Origin of the sequence: Proteus sp. G4380 (genome assembly GCF_963885725.1) — a bacterium.
GTDB lineage: Bacteria > Pseudomonadota > Gammaproteobacteria > Enterobacterales > Enterobacteriaceae > Proteus > Proteus mirabilis.
Genome location: NZ_CAWPAV010000091.1, coordinates 1 through 20,308 on the forward strand (window position 1 = coordinate 1; position 20,308 = coordinate 20,308).

Sequence of the window (20,308 nt, forward strand, 5' to 3'; positions counted from 1 at the left end):
TTAAATGTGTTTATTATTTTCTAGGAATTAAGGTAATTTATATGAAACTTAATTATTTGAAACTTTTTGTGATCTCTGCATTATCTGTAGGTTCTGTTTTTGCTGTTTCAGCTGAAGATCCTGTAGGAAATGGACCTGTAACCGTGAATGGTGGCGAAATATTTTTTAAAGGTGAATTAGTAAATGCAGCATGTGCTGTTGACTCTTCATCTGATGGCCAAATAGTTAAATTAGGTCAAGTGAGAACTGCAAAATTAGCGAAAGCTGGTGATTTTAGCGAAAATACTAATTTTACTATCCAATTAAATGATTGTGACTCTAAAGTAGCTAGTACTGCAAAAGTTGCTTTTACAGGGGTTTCTGCTGCAGGACAAGATGACGTATTAGCAGTATCTTCTTCTTCTGCTGGTGGTGCTAAAAATGTCGGTATTCAAATTTTAGATAGTAAGAGTGCACCAATGTCTTTTGACGGCGCTGGATTCGGTAATGCAACTAAATTACATGATGGAAAAAATATTATTCCATTCCAAGCAAGATATTATGCTTTAGGTGCAACTGAACCTGGTATCGCAAACGCGAACGCAACCTTTGCTGTCCAATACGAATAATATATAGCCTTATACTATTTTTTAGTATAAGGCTTTTTTACTTTTTTGTGGGTTATTTTAATAAGACATACACCAAGATTAGCTATAGTGGATTATAAAAATGAATAGTATTCTAACTTTTTCTAAAATAAAGCTTCTTTTTTTAATGCTCTTAACTCTATGTGTCATTAACCAAGCATATGCTGCTGTATCATTAGGGGCAACTAGAGTCATTTATTTTGCAGGTGAAAAGCAAGTAAAATTACCAGTAATTAATAATGATGAAAAACGTTATTTAATACAGTCTTGGATAGAAAATAGCGAAGGAAAGAAAGATAACTCTTTTGTTATTACGCCTCCTCTATTTTCTATGCAGGGTAAAAAAGAGAATACTTTAAGAATTATAGATGCAACTAACAATAAATTACCGAAAGATAGAGAAACTTTATTTTGGTTGAGTGTAAAATCTATCCCCGCTGTAGAAAAATCACTTGCTAATGAGAATATGTTACAACTTGCGATTATTAGTAAAATAAAATTCTTTTATAGACCAAAAGATCTCACCATATCTCCAGATGAAAATTATAAAAAACTACAATTTAAACGTAATAATGACACACTTATTATAAAAAATCCGACACCTTATTTTATTACGATGACTGAATTAGAACTTGGTGGTAAAAAATTAGAGAACACTATGGTTCCACCTTTTGAAGATAAGTCTATCTCTATTCCAACATCAGCTTATGGGAAACTCTCGTTTCAAACTATTAATGATTATGGTGCCATCACACCAAAAACAATCGTCGACGTTAGATAATCATTATTTAATATTGTAGAATTGAAAGAGTGATATTATGTCATTTTCAACAGGTATAAATAGCTTAAGCGGCATAAAAATAAATAACGTAAAATTATTTATTTTTATACTTGCGCTACTATTTTCAGTTGACTCAAAGTCTGAGGAGGAGTTTTATTATAACCCCTATTTCTTATCAGATAACCCGGAGTCTGTCGCTGATCTATCTTCTTTTGAGAAAGGATTAGAAGTACCTGAAGGTAATTATCTGGTTGATATTTACTTAAATGACATATTCTTAAAAACCCAATATATCAATTTTATTGAGAATAAAGGGCAGCTATCACCATGTATCACAAAAGCAGAGCTAAAAAGTTGGAATGTTAATTTAAATCTCATAACGGATGAACAAAATAAAGATAAAAATAATGTTGAACAGAAAAATGAGCTCGATGAACATTGTCAGTCACTTACTTCATTAATTGATCAAGCCACAGCAAATTTTGATGTTGGTTCACAAAAGCTCAATCTCACTATACCTCAAGTATATTTAGTCAATCAGTCTCGAGGCTTTATTCCACCAGAGTTATGGGATGATGGTATTGTGGCTGGATTTATTACCTATATTTTAAATGGTAGTAAAACGCGCAATGATGGTAGTCCAGATACTCATTTTACTCATCTCAATTTACAAAGTGGGATCAATCTTGGGCCATGGCGTCTTCGCGATAACTCTATTTATTCTTATGATTCTATTAATAAATCAAGTTGGAAACATCTGAATACTTATATAGAACGTGGTATTAATAAATTATATTCTCGTCTTATTATTGGTGATAGCTACACACAAAGTGAAGTTTTCGACAGCATCAACTTTAGAGGCTTTCAACTGTCATCTGATGAAGTTATGTTACCGGATAGCCAAAGAGGTTTTGCTCCGATTATTCGAGGTGTCGCCCGGACTAATGCCGAGGTTACTATACAGCAAAATGGTTATGTGATTTACCGTAACTCTTTTCCACCGGGTCCTTTTGTTATTGATGATCTCTATTCAACAAGTAACAGTGGCGATTTAGAGGTAACCATTACTGAGTCTGATGGTTCAACACAAACCTTTACTGTGCCATATTCATCAGTCCCTTTATTACAAAGGGAAGGACATACCAAATATTCAGTGACTGTAGGTAGTTACCGTTCGGGTAATGATGAGCAGGAGCGGCCTTATTTTTTACAAGGATCAGTGATCCACGGCTTACCTGCGGGTTGGACCATTTATGGAGGAACCCAGTTATCCAAAAATTACCAAGCGGCAAGTATTGGGGTAGGTAAAAATATTGGGCGTTTTGGGGCTTTATCATTTGATATTACCGAAGCGAGATCAATACTACCCGATGACTCTACACACCGTGGGCAATCGATACGTATTCTTTATAATAAATCTATCAATGAATTAGGCACAAGGGTGCAACTTGCCGGTTATAAATATGCGACGAATGGTTTTTATACTTTAGCAGAGACTACTTATAAAAAAATGAGAGGAAATTATATACAAACGGAGGATGGTGTTGTTGAAGTTAGTGGATTGCCACAAAGTTACTACGATCTTATTTATAATAAAAGGCAAAGGATACAACTCAATATTACTCAAAAAATAGGTGATCAATCTACGTTATATATTATTGGTACTAATCAGCGTTATTGGAATTCTAAAAAACAAGATAATCAATTACAGATAGGCCTTAATACTATTATTAAAGGTATTAATTTAGGCCTAAATTATAGCTTATCTAAAACATCATGGAATGATAGTAAAGATCAGATGTTAGCATTTAATACTAGTATTCCTTTTAGTAACTTTATGCGTTCTGATAATGATTCTATATGGCAAAATGCGAGTTTAAGTACTAACTCCTCGCATAACATGAAGAAACGTTTTAACAATACTATTGGATTAAACGGTACATTATTGGAAGATAAAAACTTAAGTTACAATATTCAAACAGGTTATTCTCATGAAGAAGAATCGGACTCAACAGGATATGCCTCATTAAGTTATAACGGTTCTTATATGAATAGCAATATAGGTTATAACTATACCGATACATCACATCAAATAAATTATGGTATGAGTGGCAGTATATTAGCTCACTCAGGTGGTATAACACTTAGTCAGCCTATATATCAAACAGCGGTGTTAGTTAAAGTACCTGAAGTTAAAAATATAAAATTAGAAAACAATAGTGGCATCACGACAGACAGTAATGGTTATGCGGTTTTACCTTATGTTTCTGAATATAAAGAAAACCGTATTGCATTGGATACCAATTCATTCTCTAACAATATTGAAATAGATAATGCGGTGAAAAGCGTAGTTCCTACTCGTGGGGCCATTAGTGCGATCACATTTGAGCCTAGTGTTGGGATAAAAGCAATTACGACATTAACCCATAAAGGGAAACCAGTACCTTTCGGGGCTATCGTTGATTCAGGTAATAATACTGGGATTGTGGCAGATGAAGGAAAAGTTTATTTAACAGGGTTATCACCTTCAGGGCAATTAAAAGTGAATTGGGGTAGTAAGAAAGAGCAACAATGCTTAGTAAATTACACATTACCACCACAAGATCCAGATAAACTTTATGTTGAATATAGTGCAGAGTGCCACCCTATTAAGGAATAAATAATGACTAATAATATTAAGGGTATTTTGACAACACTATGGTTATTTTTCTTATCATTATCACCTAATGTTGCATATTCTGCCGATAGCATTATTCAAATAACAGGTTATATGAGAGATAACACCTGTGCAGTTGCACCAGAATCACAATACCAAACTATTGATTTATTAAATAATGAAGTTAAGCGGTTATATAAAGTGGGAGAAACAACACCCTTTATTCCTTTTCATATAATACTGGAGCCTTGTGGAGAATCAGTGATTGCTGTGAAATTCTATTTTAATGGTATTTCAGATAGAAATAATCCTTCATTATTAGCGTTAGATCCGATAGCAACATCTGCTTCTGGTGTTGGAATACAAATATTAGATAGTGAAAGGTCACCCATTCCTATTAATCCAAGTAGTGATCAACTTAAATGGATCCCCTTAGTTGCAGGAAAAAGTAACACCGTTTTTTTCTATAGTCGATTAATGGCATCTGATATGCCTGTCTTAGCTGGAAAAATTAAAGCCAGTGCCACTTTTACACTCGAGTACCAATAGAGATAAAGAGAATCAATGATGAAATATAAATGGCGAGGAGTAAAAAACGTAATATTTGCTATTTTATGCTGCAATACTTCATTCGCTATGGCTGCAGATGCAACAATTACTGTTAATGGAAGTGTAATAGCAAGGCCTTGTGAAACAATCACAAAAACAGCCAATGTGGACATGGGCGACCTATATACATTCGATTTTATGATCCCAGGCTCTACCTCTAAATGGTATCCCGTTGATTTGGAATTAAGAAATTGTCCTATTGGTACAACTTCTATTGAAGCGACATTCACCGGTCTTGATGATAGTACTGGATACTATAGAAATCAGGGCTCAGCTAAAAATCTTCATTTAGAATTACAAGATACTGCAGGTAATAAATTAAGAAACGGTTCGAAAAAAGTGGTTGAAGTTGGTGAGTATTCGTTTGCTGCAATTTTTCCTTTACGAGTAAGAGCCATCTCTGTGAATGGTAGACCTACACAGGGATCAGTACAGGCAATAATTAATGTTACCTATGTATTTATGTAATTGTTATTTAATTAAATTATAGAAAAAACATTATGATAAGCTATAAAAAAACAATGCGTTTTTTATTGTATTTAAGCTTCGGTTTATTTTCAAACCCAGTACTATCATTTACTTGTAAAGTCGCTTCAACGGGACAAATTGTCGGTGATGGTGCTGCTAATATACGCGTTAATTTAACGCCTCGAGTTGAAGTAAACCAGAATTTGGTAGTGGATTTATCTCAACAAATTCTTTGTAAAAATGATTCTTATGGTGGACCTAGAGATCCAATAGACGTTGACCATGTTAATTTAGTTAGTGGAACGACTTTTGGAGGCGCGCTGAATAATTTTGACGGCTCTTTATTATGGTATAACAGTTATTATCCTATTCCTCTTTATTACGATACAAAAGTTATTAATATTAAAGACAGAAATTTTATCCCACTAAATCTTAGATTGTATTTGAAAAGTATTGGTGCTGCGGGAGGGAAGCAAATAAATAAAGGGGATTTAATTGCAAAAATAGAAATGTACAAAATTGCAGATTGGGACGGTGGGCACCCTCGTTTTTTTACATGGAATATTTACGCATTAAATGATGTTATTATGCCTACTGGGGGGTGTGATCTTTCTAGTAGAAATGTCACGATTAATCTTCCTGAATATCCGGGTAATGCGCAACCTATTCCTTTATCTATTTTTTGTCCTAGACAACAAAATATTTCTTACTATTTAACAGGAACAACGTCTGATGTGAATAATACGGTCTTTACCAATATATCATCTAACTCTCCTGCTAAAGGGGTTGGAATTAAAATATCAAATAATAATGGTGTTATTCCTGCTAATACACCGGTCAAATTAGGCAATGTGACGAATAATAGTGTGAGTTTAAGGCTATCTGCTTCGTATGGTGAAACGGGAGAAAGAGTAAGAGCGGGTAATGTAAAATCCGTTATCGGTGTGACCTTTGTTTATGAGTAGATGTTTATTAAAATAAAGTGGAATAATAATTTTATTTTCCACCTTATTTAGATTTCAAAAAATATCTACTTATTCAACTAATTCTAAACCAGCCAGTTTACGCCAATAACCATTACAATCATGATGATAGATGGTGTTAATAGGGTGTGCGCCTTGTTCATTTTGGCGAAATTGTTTTAAGGTAGTAAAAACTTCATCAGACTGCGGTGAAAGACGGACGATATCGACTAAACCTGCCATTGAAGTTAAATCATTACCTAAATTGTAACAGTAGCCACTTTGCGTTTGAATACCATTTAAAACAAACACTTGTTGGTTTTCTTGTGATAATACCTGACGGCCTTGTGGGTATTTTTGACAGCAGGTTTCACAATCATCTTTAGCACGATTTTCTGAGCGAGCAGTAAAACAACGCGCTGAATAAGCCAAAGGAAGATGACCATAAGCGAATACTTCTACTTCAAATTTATCTCTAATCGCTAATTCTTCACATTGAATTAAAAGATTATTTAACCACTCACGAGACAGTTCAACTGGCATACACCAACGTATCATGCCTTGTTTCTGTAATAAACGTAGTGCATAAGCGTTATAGCAGTTTAATCCATGGCCTGCTACAAAAGGTAAATGACGCTCATAAAGCATATTGATCACACCAAAATCATGAGCCTCAACTAAAAATTCACCGTTATCCACCAGCTTTGCTATCTCTTTTAGTTCAGAAGGCGCTTGTAGTAGTGCTAAGGTAGAAAGGATCACTTGTTTACCACTTTTAGCCACTTCTTTGGCCAGATTAATCCAATCTTGTGGTTTAGTCTCACGGCGCTTACTACAGACTGTTTCGCCTAAGTAGATAATATCAGCATCGCTCTGTTTTGCTTGCTGATAAAATGTCTCAAGTGTTTCTTTTTGCCAATAATAAAGTACAGAGCCTAATGCGTATTTCATATTATTATCCCTTATTATTGCCATTTCCGGTGGTAAGCACCTAATGTTGTTTGTGTTCCTTCAGATATTTTTCCTAATGCACTCATCCAACGCGGTTGGGTTTTAAAACCTTGAGGATCTTTTTTACATTGGTCAATAGCTGTACGCCATACTCTTGCAACTTCAGTAACATACGCTGGGCTACGTTGGCGACCTTCAATTTTGACAGAGGCAATATTCATAGCCATAAGTTCAGGTAGTAGCGCTAGCGTATTTAAGCTGGTTGGCTCTTCTAAGGCGTGATAGCAGTGTTTATCAACAAAATAACGTCCTTTACATAAAGTAGGATACCCTGCATTTTCATCAGGAGCATAACGGTCTATTAAGACATCATTGAGGCGAGATTCCATACCTTGTGGTGTTTGCTGCCAACGGACAAAACGAGCTGGGGAACAGGCTCCGACAGTATTAGGCGATTCACCAGTTAGATAAGAGGAAAGATAACAGCGTCCTTCAGCCATGATGCACAAACTACCAAAGGCAAAGACTTCTAAAGGAACAGGACTACTTTGAGCCAATTGTTTGACTTGATGAATAGAAAGAACGCGTGGTAGTACAATACGTGCAACATCAAAATTGCGTTGATAAAATGCGATTGCCTGAGTATTAGTGGCCGACGCCTGTACCGATACATGACGCTCTATCTGTGGATAGCGTTCAGCTGCGTATTCTAGCATAGCAATATCGGCCAAAATTAATGCATCGGCACCTAAATGAGCCGCCATATCAATGGCTTTTTGCCAACGTTCAAATCCATCAGGATGAGCAAAAGTATTAATGGCAATATGCAGTTTTCGCTGGTGGCGATGTACGTAATTGACGGCTTCTTGCAATTTCTTTTCTGTGAAGTTTAAGCCAGCAAAATGGCGAGCATTGGTGTCATCTTTTAAGCCGATATAAACGGCATCTGCACCATTATCAACAGCGGCTTTTAATGCGGGTAAGTTACCTGCTGGGCACAACAATTCCATCTTCACTTCCCTTTAGAGATTAAAAATGATCAGAAATTGTAATAAGCAGGATAAAAAAAGGTTTTGATTTAGGGCAGAGAATATTGAGTTTTACTTAAGTAAAATTAAATAACTCAAAATATGAACAACTGATTAACGGAATATTGATGTAGGATCGCAGAATCGCTATCTATATCTGGCACAATAGCCGCAATTAAATGTTAAGGAGTCCGAAAGTGTTTAATAAAATTCGCACCCGCCTAGTTAAAGATGGCCCTCGTTTCTTGCGTTACCCTTTGCAAATCACGCCATTTGCTTTGCAACGTGATATTTTAGAACAGTTTTTAAGTTGGCAATTCCGCGAAGCATTAGCTGAGGGGGATTTACACTTCTTAGAAGATAAATGGCTAAAGGTAGAAATTAAAGATTTACATTTGCAGTGGTTTATCAGTGTTTGTGATGATAAATTAATCGTAAGCCGTTCTGAAAAAGAAGATGTAAGTTTTAGTGGTAATGCTAACGATCTTATTTTAATTGCCGCGCGTAAAGAAGATCCGGACACCTTGTTTTTTCAACGACGCTTACAAATTGAGGGCGATACAGAACTTGGGTTATATGTTAAGAACCTAATGGATGCAATTGAGTTAGACTCTATGCCATCTGTATTGCGTTTTGGTTTACTACAATTGGCTGATTTTGTGAAAAGTGGCCTTCAAGATGAAGTTGAAGACACCGCACACAGCCATGAACTGAGCTCAACTTCATGCTAATACGTGTTGAAATTCCTGTTGATATTCCTGCTATTGATGATCTTTTACGCCAATCATTTCCAACAGGCGCAGAAGCCGATTTAGTTGGTCACTTACGTGAAGAGGGATTATTAACCTTAGGTATGGTGGCAATCAATGACGAAGGCCGGATTGTTGGTTATATCGGTTTTACGCCTGTAGATATTGAGGGAAAAGATTGCCAATGGGTAGGACTTGCGCCATTAGCTGTGGCGCCACAATACCGTGGTCAGGGCATCGGTCGTCAATTGATTAATGAAGGGCTTGATAGCCTTAATGAGTTTGGTTATGGCGCTGTTGTGGTATTAGGTGAGCCAACTTATTATCAAAAATCAGGTTTTATACCGGCAAAATCACAAGGCTTGCATTGCAAATGGCCGAATACAGAAGAAGCATTTCAATTTTATGCTTTAGATAATGGCAATGTTGATGATATTCACGGCTTAGTGAACTTTTCGCCGTTATTTGATGAGGTTTGATAATCGCATCTTTTCATTATGCTAAATACTGTGCAACGTCTGAAGGCTGATCAATGATCAGCTTTTCTTTTTGTATTTTTTTTAACTGTTTTAAACGATATTCAAGTTGAGACGCTTGTTGCCTATCGCCAACTTGGCAATAAAACTCCAATGATAATGGGCCTTTCCCTCTTAGTGCTTTCGCGCCAGTTCCATTTTGATGCTGATTAAATCGTCGCTCAACATCCGTTGTTATTCCGGTATAAAGAGAGCCAAGACGATTTCTGACAATATAGATTGACCATTGAGTATCAGCCATCTTTTTTCCTTTTTGTGCTACTTATGATTTTAATAAACAAAATTTCTTAATTTCTAACGGTAGTTATTAACAAACAACTAAGTTTCAAATCTTGTAATTATATCAACACGTTGTAAAAAATTTATGACGTAAAAAACGTTTTTCTAAAAAAATACATTCAATTATTTTGAAAAAGAACAGCAATAATTGCTAATTTTAAAGTTAAATTAAAATGCATAATATGATCCACATCACAGAGACACACTCCGCGATAGATAACAAATTTAGAATTTAATTGGAGTTCATCATGAAAAAATCTACATTAATCGCTGCAACATTAGCTTTAAGTGCTATTTCATTCGGTTCAATCGCTGCTGACAGCGTAGCAACTAGCCATACCTCTACTGGTGAGTATATCACAATTACAGGTAACGATACTTTAGATGGCTTAACAACTAAAATTGCACAAATCGCAAAAGATGAAGGCGCAACTGGTTATAAAGTTATCGGTGCTACAGGTGACGATTATCTGACTGTAAATGCGGAAATTTATCGTTAATTTATAATTATTCTCGATAAGTTACCTGCACAAAGAGACACGCGGTAAGACGCTTGTTTTGGTGATATAATTATCACCTAAACAGCGTCTCTTTTAGTTTCTATGCAGGTAAATTATGTCTACGCCAGACTCGATCAAAATAATTAAACAATATATAGCCAGTCACCATGTGTTTGCCTTATGTACAACTCGTGCATTAGGGGATATTTGGTGCGCGAATTGTTTCTATTGGTTCGATGAAAGCAACATGCGACTTGTTTTTCTCTCAGAAAAACATACACGACACGCACAAATGATGCAGGAAAATTTATTTGTTGCGGGCAGTATTAGTACTCAAGAGGTTTCTGTCGCCAATCTGCAAGGCGTTCAATTCACCGGTACAGTGTCTTTATTAACCGCTAATGACGACATCAGAGCAAGAAAACAGTATTGCTTACGTTTCCCTGTGGCGCTAGCCGCCATCCATGTGCCTTTATGGCAATTACAATTGCAAGAAATTAAAATGGTGAATAATCAGCTAGGCTTTGGTACTAAGCTCTTTTGGCAACGTCACTAAGTTACTGCTTATTGCCAAAAGTAGTAATTTTTTTGTTCCCAACCTTTTAAAGACATACATGAGGTATAGAATGTTTTTCTATCTTCTTGATTAATATCTGCTACATAGCTTTCTGTCATCGGAACACGTTCTGTATAGGTCTTTTTATCCCCACAACGCTCTTTGTCGTCTTTACGGCAAGTTTTTTCTACATCACGATAAACGGTGTGCTGTAGTACCTCTTTACGAATAGGGTAACGTGTATTCGCATCCAAATCACAAATTAACTTTGCTTCTTGTAATGTGTAATCGGGTACCCCTTTAGGCTCCCATTTACTACTACACCCAGTTATTAAAACGATTGAAATTAAAGGTAAAAAAACAAATTTCATATTAAATATTGTCATAAAAAGAAGAATTAAGAATACTAATCATAAAACAAAACTAATCACTTTGACTATTGTTTTTGAAAATGATTCGCATTTGATAACGGAGGTGACTAAATAGGAGCGCTTTATAATAGTGAAGTGATCCCCAGTAGTAAGGTGATTTATCACTGGGGATCATGAGATATTACTCAAATAATGAAAGATTTTTTTCTATCTCTGCATCTATTTCAGTATGTTGGAGATGTTTAACATCAAGTTTCTTTTTCAATTCACTGCCTAGCTTCACGAGTTGATCTCGATTGGCTTTCGATTGCTTTTTACCCCATTTTTTTAAATGGTAGTTCAGTTCATGATCTTCAGAAAAGCTTACATATTTATTATCACTTAAAGGCATATATCCTCCAGTTAATTCAATGTGTATTACTTCAATTTATGGATCACCTGATTACTACTACCGCGCCACAGTAATGCGGGATCATAAAGTTCTTGTACGAACTTGCCGTCAATCAGTACGTTAATATAGCTAACGACTTCTTGTTGCTCTGGGGTTAAGTCAGCCAATAAATAGCCTGTCCAAACCCAAATATCTTTCTCAGGGCATTGCGTTTTAACACGTTTTACCAATTTTAATATAGCAGAAAGATTTTGGGGGTGCAGGGGATCACCACCGGAAAGTGATAGTCCTTGTCGTTTAATACGAGTGTCTTGTAAATCAGCAATGATCTGATCTTCCACTTCTTGGGTAAACGGCTTGCCAGATGTTAGTGACCAAGTTGATTTATTATAGCAACCACGACATTGGTGTACGCACCCTGCAACAAACAGGGTGCAACGTGTTCCTGGGCCATTGACAACATCAACAGGGTAATATTGATGGTAATTCACAGTATTAACCTAACTGACCATTAGCCAGATGTTTAACTCGACGTTTAACTTCTTCTTGTTTACCGGCATTAAATGGACGCGAATCAGGACTGCCTAAATAGCCACATACACGGCGTATCACCGAGACTCTTGCAGGGTTGTGATTACCGCATCGAGGGCAGGTAAAACCTTTACTGGTACAAGAAAATTCGCCGGTATAACCACAGTCATAACATTCATCAATAGGGGTGTTTGTGCCGTAGTAAGGGACACGGGTGTAGCTATAATCCCAAACGTCTTCTAATGCTTTTAGGTTATGTTGTAAGTTTGGATATTCGCCATAGCATATGAAACCACCATTGGCTAATGGCGGGTAAGGGGCTTCAAAATCCAACTTATCATATGGATTGACTTTTTTCTCTACATCTAAGTGGAAACTGTTGGTGTAATAACCTTTATCAGTCACCCTCGGTATAATACCGAATTCCGCTGCATCTAAACGGCAAAAACGGTCACATAAGTTTTCACTAGGTGTACTGTAAAGACTAAAACCATAGCCTGTTTCTGCTTTCCATTGATCTGTCGCTTCACGTAAACGCTGAATAATTGCTATTGCTTTAGCTCTCAATGTTTCATCATCAAAGACATGTTTTTGCGTACCAAATAAGGCATTAATCGTTTCATGAACACCGATATAACCTAATGAAATGGAGGCCCGGCCATGTTTAAAAATTTCAGCAACACTGTCATCCGCTTTTAAACGTACGCCACAAGCACCTTCCATATAAAGAATAGGGGCAACACGTGCTTTGACGTTTTCTAAACGAGCAATTCGGGTCATTAAGGCTTTTTTAGCCAATTCAAGACGTTTATCAAGCAGCGACCAGAATGCGGCTTCATCTCCTTTGGCCTCAATGGCAATACGTGGTAAGTTTAAACTGATCACCCCTAGATTATTGCGCCCTTCGTGGAGCATCTCGCCATTTTCTTCATAGACGCCTAAGAAGCTACGACAACCCATTGGGGTTTTAAACGAGCCGGTTACTTTTACCACTTGATCGTAATTTAAAATATCAGGGTACATCCGCTTGCTTGCACATTCTAAAGCAAGTTGTTTAATGTCGTAGTTAGGATCACCAAATTTATGGTTTAAGCCATCTTTAATAGCAAAAACCAGTTTGGGGAAAACCGCCGTTTTGCGGTTTTTACCTAAACCCGCCATGCGATTTTCAAGGATTGAGCGTTGAATTAAACGTGCTTCTTTTGATGTGCCTAGGCCAAAGCCAAAGGTAACAAAAGGCGTTTGACCATTAGCCGTATGTAGAGTGTTAACTTCATATTCTAAAGATTGAAAAGCGTCATAACACTCTTTTTCTGTACGTGCGTTGGCATAAGCTTCTTTATCCGCTATTTGCCATTCTTGCGCCACTTTATAGTGTTTGTCGTAACTGGCTTTGACAAAAGGTGCAAGGACTTCATCAATACGGTTGATTGTCGTGCCACCATAAATATGACTAGCGACTTGAGCAATAATCTGTGCAGTCACCGCAGTGGCTGTTGAAATGGATTTTGGCTGTTCTATTTCTGCATTACCCATCTTGAAACCGTTGGTTAACATACCATTGAGATCAATCAGCATGCAGTTAAACATAGGGAAAAAGGGTGAGTAATCGAGATCATGATAATGAATTTCACCGCGCTCATGAGCGAGTACCACATCTCTTGGCAGGATATGTAATTTTGCGTAATGTTTAGCCACAATTCCCGCAAGTAAATCGCGTTGGGTTGGGATAACTTTACTGTCTTTATTCGCATTCTCGTGCAAGATAGAGACATCACTCTGTTCGATAAGACCGCGGATTTCCTGAGTTAATCGTCCTCGTTGCTCACGAGCAACATCTCGGTCATGACGGTATTCAATATAAGCTCTGGCAATATCTTTGTGCTCGCCAGCCATCAGCTGATTTTCAACGGCGTCTTGGATCTCACGGATATCGACATTCGAACGTCCTGCGAGAGATTGTGAAACAGATTGAGCGACAAACTCACAATAATCATCATCAGTGATCTGACAAGCTTCGGCTGCTCTTTTGATAGCATCGCTGATGCGGGTTTGGTCAAAAGAGACTTTACATCCGTCTCGTTTTATCACTATGGTTTTCACAATCTGGCTCCTTAACTATTTATCCACAGGCTCTAATCCCATAAAAACAGGTGATGGCGTAGCATTGAGACTAATTGTGGATAAGGTGTGTATAATTACTATATGTTGTATCTGTGTATTTATTAAAGCACAATATATAGTAATTGGAAGCGAAATAATCTTGAGTAAAACTGATCTAAATCAAGGTATTTTTGCTACATCAGGCTTGGAGAGGGCTTGGCTGAATTGTAAATCTGAGATAAAAATGGCAGTAATAAATGATTGCTCATTTATTGAGAATATAAAAAAAGCAAAGTGCTCATAAAGAGTACTTTGCTTCTTTGATATGACAGGTAGAAAAATAAATTAGCGGATCGCGATAACTTCGATTTCTACTTTGGCATCTTTCGGTAAACGAGCAACTTCAACACAAGAGCGTGCTGGGAATGCTGCATTATGCTCTTTAAAGAAAGCTTCATAAGCTGCATTAATAGTACCGAAATCATTTAAATCTTTTACGAAAACAGTCGTTTTAATGATATTAGCAACGGTTAGACCTGCTTTTTCAATAATTGCTTTGACGTTTTCTAAAGATTGACGTGCTTGCTCTGCCGCATTGTCAGACACAAACTCACCCGTAGCAGGATCAACAGGTAATTGGCCTGATGTGATCACTAAATTACCTAAATCAACACCTTGTACATAAGGGCCGATTGCTGCAGGGGCTTTTTCGGTATTAATTTCGTAAGACATGTAGAACTCCTGTTTTTATAAGATTCATGCTAACGCTTGATTAGCTCAGCGCTATTATAGCCAGCGCAGAAGACGAGCAATATGATAGATATCAGGCTTTATCATAAAGTCTATAGGTATAAAAAGAAAATAATCCTAACGCTTTCTCGCCTTTTTATACGATATTTAGCCCATCTAAATCCCCCATTTATAGCAATTTTTTTTCTAAGATAGTGCTTATTAGCTATTTCTATTTTTTCATAAAAAGGGATCAACGCGATTGAGAGGGAATTATTCTATTTTTAGGGTAGGTGTTTACTATCTGCCCTATCAAGCAGGGCAGATAGCCAATAAGAAATCAACGAATAACGGCGTGGCGCTCAAATTCTTTTTCGCAATATTTGCAGGTTAATACCACGTCAGACGCGAATTTTTTTACGCGAAAGCTACTTTGTACCGGCTCATTATGGCTAATACAGTTGCTATTAGGGCAAGGTACAACATCTTCGAGTAATTCAGGTAAACTTAGTGCCATTTTATTGACGACTTGGTAGTCATCAATAATATTAACCGTCGCTTGAGGGGCATACATTGCTAAGCGATTTGCCTGCTCTGCGGTTAAAAAGACATTTTCAATTTTGATTAAATCTTTTTTACCTAGGTTTTCAGAAGGAAGATTAAAACCTACCGTTATTCTTTCGTCTGTTTCGGTTAAACGAAATAGAGATAGGATCTTAAAGCCCACCTGCGCCGGAATATGATCAATAACAGTCCCACGTTTGATAGCTTCAACTTTTAGTTTGTGATCATGAGTCATGGTGTGCTCCTTATTAAAGAACTAAGTTTTTATTTAGAACTAAGGCAAGTAGTGCCTGACGCGCGTAAATACCATTACCTGCTTGTTGGAAATAGTAAGCATAAGGGGTGTTATCAACATCGGTGGTAATTTCATCGATACGTGGCAGGGGGTGTAATATCTTAAGATTATCTTTTACATTCACCAGATCAGCACTGGTTAAGATAAACTGGGCTTTGACATTGGCATATTCAGAAGGATCAAGGCGCTCTTTTTGTACCCGAGTCATATACAGGATATCCAGCTCTGACATCACTTCATCTACAGTTTCATGCTGACTATATTCAACACCATGCTCTTCGAGTAAATGCAAGATATGCTCTGGCATGGCCAGCACTTTTGGGGCAATAAAATAGAGGTGATTTCCTGTAAATTTGGCTAATGCTTGGGCTAGTGAGTGTACTGTGCGACCATATTTTAAATCACCTACCATCGCGATATTGAGGTTATCTAATCGGCCTTGTGTTTCTTTAATGGTAAACAAGTCTAGTAACGTTTGGCTTGGGTGTTGGTTGGCACCGTCCCCAGCATTAATAACGGGGATATCCCCAGCAAATTCAGAGGCCAAACGTGCCGCACCTTCTTGAGGATGACGAATAACAATGGCATCAGCATAAGTACGTAGTACGGAAATAGTATCAGCTAAGGTTTCCCCTTTTTTACCTAAAGAGGTGTTACTACCATCTGCAAAGCCAACCACAGACGCCCCTAAACGATGGATTGCTGTTTCAAAAGATAAGCGAGTGCGGGTGGAGGCTTCAAAAAAACAACTGGCAATCACTTTGTCTTTTAATAATTGGCTATTGGGGGGTTGTTTTAATTTGTCAGCAACATGGAGAACAGACTCCAGATCGTCTCGGTTCAGATCATTGATGGAGATAATATGCTTATGATAGAGCGGATTAGTCATTAGAGTTCTCCTTTGATGATACGATAAATGGTGCGATATGTGTTTTTCTACAGACCAAAAAAAACCCCTCAATGAGAGGGGTTTTAAAAAATAGCTTTTTGGAAAAAAGAGAGCGCTTACGACCAGTTAGGGTACGTAATGTGACAACAACTTGGCATTGGCGCTGTTTCATCTTTCCTCCTGACAAATTGTGGCGCATTATACGCATCTTAATCTTACACGCAAGCGTTTGCTTTTAATTTTTTGCAAAAAAATTTTTTTAATTTAAAAATCAATTAGCTTAAAGAAAAGGCAAAAAAGCACCGTTTGTTTAATCATTAAAAAACGTTGCTTTTGCATGAATATGTATTTTTAAAAAGGATTTGCTAAGGTCGCCACCATAACCGCTTTAATCGTGTGTAGACGATTTTCTGCTTCATCAAATACAATACTGTGTTTTGATTCAAAAACCTCGTTAGTGACTTCAAAACCACCATATAAGCCAAATTCTTCTGCTAATGCTTGCCCCATTGTTGTCTCTTCATCATGAAAAGCCGGTAAACAATGCAGGAATTTAACGTCTGGATTACCCGTTAGTTTGATTACATCCATATTAACCTGATAAGGTTTGAGTAACGTAATACGCTCTTTCCAAACTTCTTTTGGCTCTCCCATAGATACCCACACATCCGTGTAGAGAAAATCGGCGTTTTTAACGCCTTCTGCGACATTTTCAGTTAAGGTAATTTTCCCCCCATTTTGCTGAGCGATATTTTGGCATTCAGCGACTAATTCTGCTTGTGGCCAACACGCTTTTGGTGCGACTAGGCGTAAATCCATTCCTGTTAAGGCAGCCGCTTCGAGTAGGGTATTGCCCATATTGTTACGAGCATCACCAAGATAAGCAAAAATGGTTTCTGATAATGGTTTTGTTTGATGTTCAGTAATAGTGAGCAAATCCGCTAATAATTGTGTGGGGTGAAACTCATCGGTTAATCCATTCCAAACCGGTACATCAGCATATTTTGCCAGCATTTCTACTGTTTTTTGGCCATAACCACGATATTGAATACCATCATACATACGTCCTAACACGCGAGCGGTATCTTTTATCGATTCTTTATGACCGATTTGGCTTCCTCCGCCGAGATAGGTCACATTCGCACCTTGATCAAAGGCGGCCACTTCAAAGGCACAACGGGTACGGGTGGAATCTTTTTCAAAAATCAGCGCAATATTTTTTCCTGTGAGATACTGCTGTTCATGGCCTGATTTTTTTGCTTGTTTGAGTTCTAGTGATAAAGCCAGTAATTGTTGTATTTCTGCTGATGAGAAGTCGAGCAAACGTAAAAATGATCTTTGGTAGAAAGGGTTCATAGATAAGTATCCTATAATTGAATTTATATTCAATTTAATACAATAAATATTCACTATCAACCCTTAAACGTCACTTTTGAATGAAAAACTCTGCGATATGAGCCTTATCCAAAGCACCGTAAAACCCCGTCCTTCAGGTCGGGGATATAAGGCGCGGTTTTTTAACTAACTTGAATGTGGATATACAGCGAATGCTGATATCAACGGGGCACGTAACATTTTAGCGGCAGGACATGCCATGCTTGCCTGTGGAGGGAGGGTGCAGTCAGACCGCCCGTCGAAGCAGGAACCCGCCGAGGTGATTCAGACATCAGTCTGAACGCAGTAGGGATCCACGTCCTTTAGGGCGTGGAGGATGCCAAATTAACTATGGAGTGTTTATTCCCCCTGTGGGAGAATATCCAAGATATCTTTCAGACTATTGCGGAGCGGAATTATGGCGGACAGCAAAGAGCTAGCAGAACAACGTGAAGAAACACGTCTTATTATTGAAGAATTACTCGAAGATGGCAGTGATCCCGATGCACTGTACGCAATTGAACACCACATTTCATGTGAAAATTTTGAAACGTTAGAAAAAGCGGCTGTTGAAGTTTTTAAATTAGGTTATGAAGTCACCGAGCCTGAAGAAATTGAAATTGAATCAGGTGAGATCTTAGTCTGCTTTGATGCGGTTAGTGAAAGTGGTCTAAATGCTGAACTGATTGACGCGCAAGTAGAACAGTTAATGAATTTAGCGGAAAAAATGGGTGTCTATTACGACGGCTGGGGAACTTATTTTGAAGATCCCGACGCTGAGTATGATGACGAAGATGGCGAAAATGAAGATGACGAAAGCGAGTCTGATAAGTCATCACGCCTGCACTAATTAGCGCTATATGTTGTCCCAATGTACCAGTCTTTAGGTGCAAAAAAGAACACCCGCCACAAACTCTTTTTGTGACGGGTATTTTTTAAATGGCTAATCCATCATACCAAACTTACCATTGTCATAGTCATCAAAAGCTTGTAATAACTCTTGTTGTGTATTCATGACAAAAGGCCCTTGTCCTACTACTGGCTCATTAATGGGCTCACCCGTTAATATTAATACGATAGCGTCTCCCATGGATCCTAATGTTAGGGTATCACCGTGGGTATCTAATATTGCGATTTCATGTTGACGTACAATATCACTGTTATTGAGATGTATCGCACCTTTAACGACAAATAGCATCGCATTATGTCCCTCAGGGATAGCATAGTGTGAAGTACCCGCATGATTTAAGCGCACATCCCACAGGTTTACAGGGGAATAGGTCATAGCAACACCAGATGTATTTGCATAGTCACCGGCAATGACTCGGACATAGCCCTGTGCATTAGGTAATTGCACATGAGGAATATCTTGCGCTTTTAGTGCTTGATAACGGGGTTGTGCCATTTTATACGCGCTTGGCAAATTAACCCACAGTTGTACGACTTCAAGCATACCTCCCTCTTTCGTCATTTTTTCAGAGTGATATTCTTTATGTAAAATACCTGAAGCGGCTGTCATCCACTGCACATCACCTTCAGCAATTGTACCGGCATGACCGGTAGAATCATGGTGAGATACTTCGCCTTGATAAGCTATAGTGACCGTTTCGAATCCACGGTGGGGATGAGTCCCAACACCACGCGCATTAGTAACAGGCTTAAATAATGTAGGTTCAGCATAATCCATTAATAAGAATGGGCTATATTGCTCTGCATTCTCTTTATAAGAGAATACTGTGCTCATAGAAAAGCCATTACCAACCCAATGTGGATTAGGTGCTGAATAAATTTGTTTTACCTGTCTCATTGTCATGATGTTTCTCCTGATTAAGGAAAGAAACCGCAATAACCCAGACACAGAAGGAGGTAATACAAGTTATCGCGATTTCTTAATGAGTATGATCATAAATTGTTCGCTCTATAAACAAAATAGGGGGAATTTGTTGATGGTATTCAAAAAAAATGAATGATCTTTTTAAGGTAAAAAAGTCAGGGATGATAAGTATAAAAGCCTAACAGTAAAAATGATTTTAAAATTATTATTAATTATTTTCCAAAATAAAAACCACATTCTGCTTTATAAAAATAACTCAGAATGTAGTTTATTCATAAAACTATATATTATTTATTAGTATCGCCGCAACCGCCGATAATTTTAGAGATAGATACTGCTGGGTGTAATAAATAGTCGTAGTTACAATCTTTTTCTTTGTTGTAAACACTACCAGTACAACCAGTCATTACGGTAACAAAAGAAGCAATAAGTGCAATTTTGACAAAGTTTTTCATAAGAAATTCCTTTTTAATTTTAGAATGTTAAAAGCCACAGCATGACTTTCTGTGCATAAAGATATTAAATT

25 protein-coding genes and 1 pseudogene are annotated in these 20,308 nt (G+C 37.4%); 12 read left to right on the forward strand and 14 right to left on the reverse strand.

What is annotated here, in order from left to right; all coding sequences use genetic code 11:
* Positions 1-41 precede the first annotated feature (41 nt).
* From fimA to AACU98_RS07905, 6 genes are all read left to right on the forward strand, one after another.
* A complete protein-coding gene (gene fimA, locus AACU98_RS07880; RefSeq protein ID WP_004246218.1) occupies positions 42-608 on the forward strand; it encodes a type 1 fimbrial major subunit FimA in 567 nt (188 codons plus the stop codon).
* A 100-nt stretch (positions 609-708) separates the two neighbouring features.
* The gene (locus AACU98_RS07885; protein WP_004249595.1) at positions 709-1,407 is read left to right on the forward strand and encodes a fimbrial biogenesis chaperone; all 699 of its coding nucleotides are present in this window, start codon (positions 709-711) and stop codon (positions 1,405-1,407) included.
* A 37-nt stretch (positions 1,408-1,444) separates the two neighbouring features.
* The gene (locus tag AACU98_RS07890) at positions 1,445-4,066 is read left to right on the forward strand and encodes a fimbria/pilus outer membrane usher protein (RefSeq protein ID WP_161735790.1); all 2,622 of its coding nucleotides are present in this window, start codon (positions 1,445-1,447) and stop codon (positions 4,064-4,066) included.
* 3 nt (positions 4,067-4,069) lie between these two features.
* The gene (locus AACU98_RS07895) at positions 4,070-4,612 is read left to right on the forward strand and encodes a fimbrial protein (protein WP_004246215.1); all 543 of its coding nucleotides are present in this window, start codon (positions 4,070-4,072) and stop codon (positions 4,610-4,612) included.
* Between the two features lie 15 nt (positions 4,613-4,627).
* Positions 4,628-5,140: a fimbrial protein gene (locus AACU98_RS07900; RefSeq protein WP_004249593.1), complete on the forward strand. Its 513-nt coding sequence runs from the start codon at positions 4,628-4,630 to the stop codon at positions 5,138-5,140.
* 32 nt (positions 5,141-5,172) lie between these two features.
* On the forward strand, positions 5,173-6,105 hold the full coding sequence (locus AACU98_RS07905; protein ID WP_036919643.1) for a fimbrial protein: 933 nt from the start codon (positions 5,173-5,175) through the stop codon (positions 6,103-6,105).
* Between the two features lie 69 nt (positions 6,106-6,174).
* On the opposite strand, the gene AACU98_RS07910 is transcribed toward AACU98_RS07905, so the two are convergent.
* Positions 6,175-7,053, reverse strand: a complete 879-nt coding sequence (locus AACU98_RS07910; RefSeq protein ID WP_161735792.1) for a U32 family peptidase — start codon at positions 7,051-7,053, stop codon at positions 6,175-6,177.
* 14 nt (positions 7,054-7,067) lie between these two features.
* A complete protein-coding gene (gene ubiU / locus AACU98_RS07915) occupies positions 7,068-8,063 on the reverse strand; it encodes a ubiquinone anaerobic biosynthesis protein UbiU (RefSeq protein ID WP_161735794.1) in 996 nt (331 codons plus the stop codon).
* Positions 8,064-8,278: 215 nt separating this feature from the next.
* On the opposite strand from ubiU, the gene ubiT reads away from it, so the two are divergent.
* Together ubiT and AACU98_RS07925 are read left to right on the forward strand one after the other, a co-directional pair.
* Positions 8,279-8,812 (forward strand): ubiquinone anaerobic biosynthesis accessory factor UbiT, encoded by a 534-nt coding sequence (gene ubiT, locus AACU98_RS07920; RefSeq protein WP_004249588.1) that lies wholly within the window; start codon positions 8,279-8,281, stop codon positions 8,810-8,812.
* Positions 8,806-9,309, forward strand: coding sequence for a GNAT family N-acetyltransferase (locus tag AACU98_RS07925; RefSeq protein ID WP_004246209.1), 504 nt, complete (start codon positions 8,806-8,808; stop codon positions 9,307-9,309). Before ubiT ends, AACU98_RS07925 begins: the two co-directional genes overlap by 7 nt.
* A 16-nt stretch (positions 9,310-9,325) precedes the next feature.
* On the opposite strand, the gene AACU98_RS07930 is transcribed toward AACU98_RS07925, so the two are convergent.
* Complete coding sequence (locus AACU98_RS07930) at positions 9,326-9,607, reverse strand: GIY-YIG nuclease family protein (protein WP_004246208.1); 282 nt, start codon at positions 9,605-9,607, stop codon at positions 9,326-9,328.
* 286 nt (positions 9,608-9,893) lie between these two features.
* On the opposite strand from AACU98_RS07930, the gene AACU98_RS07935 reads away from it, so the two are divergent.
* The gene (locus AACU98_RS07935) at positions 9,894-10,145 is read left to right on the forward strand and encodes a YdgH/BhsA/McbA-like domain containing protein (protein ID WP_004246207.1); all 252 of its coding nucleotides are present in this window, start codon (positions 9,894-9,896) and stop codon (positions 10,143-10,145) included.
* A 115-nt stretch (positions 10,146-10,260) separates the two neighbouring features.
* Positions 10,261-10,701, forward strand: coding sequence for a YhbP family protein (locus AACU98_RS07940; RefSeq protein ID WP_161735796.1), 441 nt, complete (start codon positions 10,261-10,263; stop codon positions 10,699-10,701).
* Between the two features lie 8 nt (positions 10,702-10,709).
* Here the strand turns inward: AACU98_RS07940 and AACU98_RS07945 are convergent, their stop codons facing one another.
* The 9 genes from AACU98_RS07945 to argF form a co-directional block, all read right to left on the reverse strand.
* Positions 10,710-11,072 carry a hypothetical protein gene (locus AACU98_RS07945; RefSeq protein ID WP_012368742.1) on the reverse strand — a complete coding sequence of 121 codons (363 nt, stop codon included), beginning with the start codon at positions 11,070-11,072 and terminating at the stop codon, positions 10,710-10,712.
* Positions 11,073-11,253: 181 nt separating this feature from the next.
* The gene (locus AACU98_RS07950) at positions 11,254-11,463 is read right to left on the reverse strand and encodes a hypothetical protein (RefSeq protein ID WP_004249586.1); all 210 of its coding nucleotides are present in this window, start codon (positions 11,461-11,463) and stop codon (positions 11,254-11,256) included.
* A gap of 26 nt (positions 11,464-11,489) precedes the next feature.
* Positions 11,490-11,954: an anaerobic ribonucleoside-triphosphate reductase-activating protein gene (gene nrdG, locus AACU98_RS07955; protein ID WP_004246203.1), complete on the reverse strand. Its 465-nt coding sequence runs from the start codon at positions 11,952-11,954 to the stop codon at positions 11,490-11,492.
* Positions 11,955-11,958: 4 nt separating this feature from the next.
* The gene (gene nrdD / locus AACU98_RS07960) at positions 11,959-14,097 is read right to left on the reverse strand and encodes an anaerobic ribonucleoside-triphosphate reductase (RefSeq protein WP_064505849.1); all 2,139 of its coding nucleotides are present in this window, start codon (positions 14,095-14,097) and stop codon (positions 11,959-11,961) included.
* A gap of 345 nt (positions 14,098-14,442) precedes the next feature.
* On the reverse strand, positions 14,443-14,829 hold the full coding sequence (locus AACU98_RS07965; protein WP_004246200.1) for a RidA family protein: 387 nt from the start codon (positions 14,827-14,829) through the stop codon (positions 14,443-14,445).
* Between the two features lie 337 nt (positions 14,830-15,166).
* The gene (pyrI, locus tag AACU98_RS07970) at positions 15,167-15,625 is read right to left on the reverse strand and encodes an aspartate carbamoyltransferase regulatory subunit (protein ID WP_004246198.1); all 459 of its coding nucleotides are present in this window, start codon (positions 15,623-15,625) and stop codon (positions 15,167-15,169) included.
* A 13-nt stretch (positions 15,626-15,638) separates the two neighbouring features.
* Positions 15,639-16,574, reverse strand: coding sequence for an aspartate carbamoyltransferase (gene pyrB, locus AACU98_RS07975; RefSeq protein ID WP_161735798.1), 936 nt, complete (start codon positions 16,572-16,574; stop codon positions 15,639-15,641).
* Complete coding sequence (locus AACU98_RS07980; protein ID WP_004246196.1) at positions 16,567-16,746, reverse strand: hypothetical protein; 180 nt, start codon at positions 16,744-16,746, stop codon at positions 16,567-16,569. Before AACU98_RS07980 ends, pyrB begins: the two co-directional genes overlap by 8 nt.
* Before the next feature lie 179 nt (positions 16,747-16,925).
* Positions 16,926-17,930, reverse strand: coding sequence for an ornithine carbamoyltransferase (gene argF, locus AACU98_RS07985; protein WP_004246195.1), 1,005 nt, complete (start codon positions 17,928-17,930; stop codon positions 16,926-16,928).
* Positions 17,931-18,105: 175 nt separating this feature from the next.
* On the opposite strand from argF, the pseudogene AACU98_RS07990 reads away from it, so the two are divergent.
* Together AACU98_RS07990 and rraB are read left to right on the forward strand one after the other, a co-directional pair.
* A pseudogene (locus AACU98_RS07990) lies at positions 18,106-18,249 on the forward strand (RNA-guided endonuclease InsQ/TnpB family protein); the annotation flags it as partial.
* A 117-nt stretch (positions 18,250-18,366) separates the two neighbouring features.
* Entirely contained in the window at positions 18,367-18,798 is a 432-nt protein-coding gene (rraB, locus tag AACU98_RS07995) for a ribonuclease E inhibitor RraB (protein ID WP_004246194.1), read from the forward strand.
* Between the two features lie 93 nt (positions 18,799-18,891).
* On the opposite strand, the gene AACU98_RS08000 is transcribed toward rraB, so the two are convergent.
* Together AACU98_RS08000 and AACU98_RS08005 are read right to left on the reverse strand one after the other, a co-directional pair.
* Entirely contained in the window at positions 18,892-19,761 is an 870-nt protein-coding gene (locus AACU98_RS08000) for a pirin family protein (RefSeq protein ID WP_004249584.1), read from the reverse strand.
* A gap of 308 nt (positions 19,762-20,069) precedes the next feature.
* On the reverse strand, positions 20,070-20,237 hold the full coding sequence (locus AACU98_RS08005) for a YhfL family protein (RefSeq protein ID WP_004246189.1): 168 nt from the start codon (positions 20,235-20,237) through the stop codon (positions 20,070-20,072).
* Positions 20,238-20,308 lie beyond the last annotated feature (71 nt).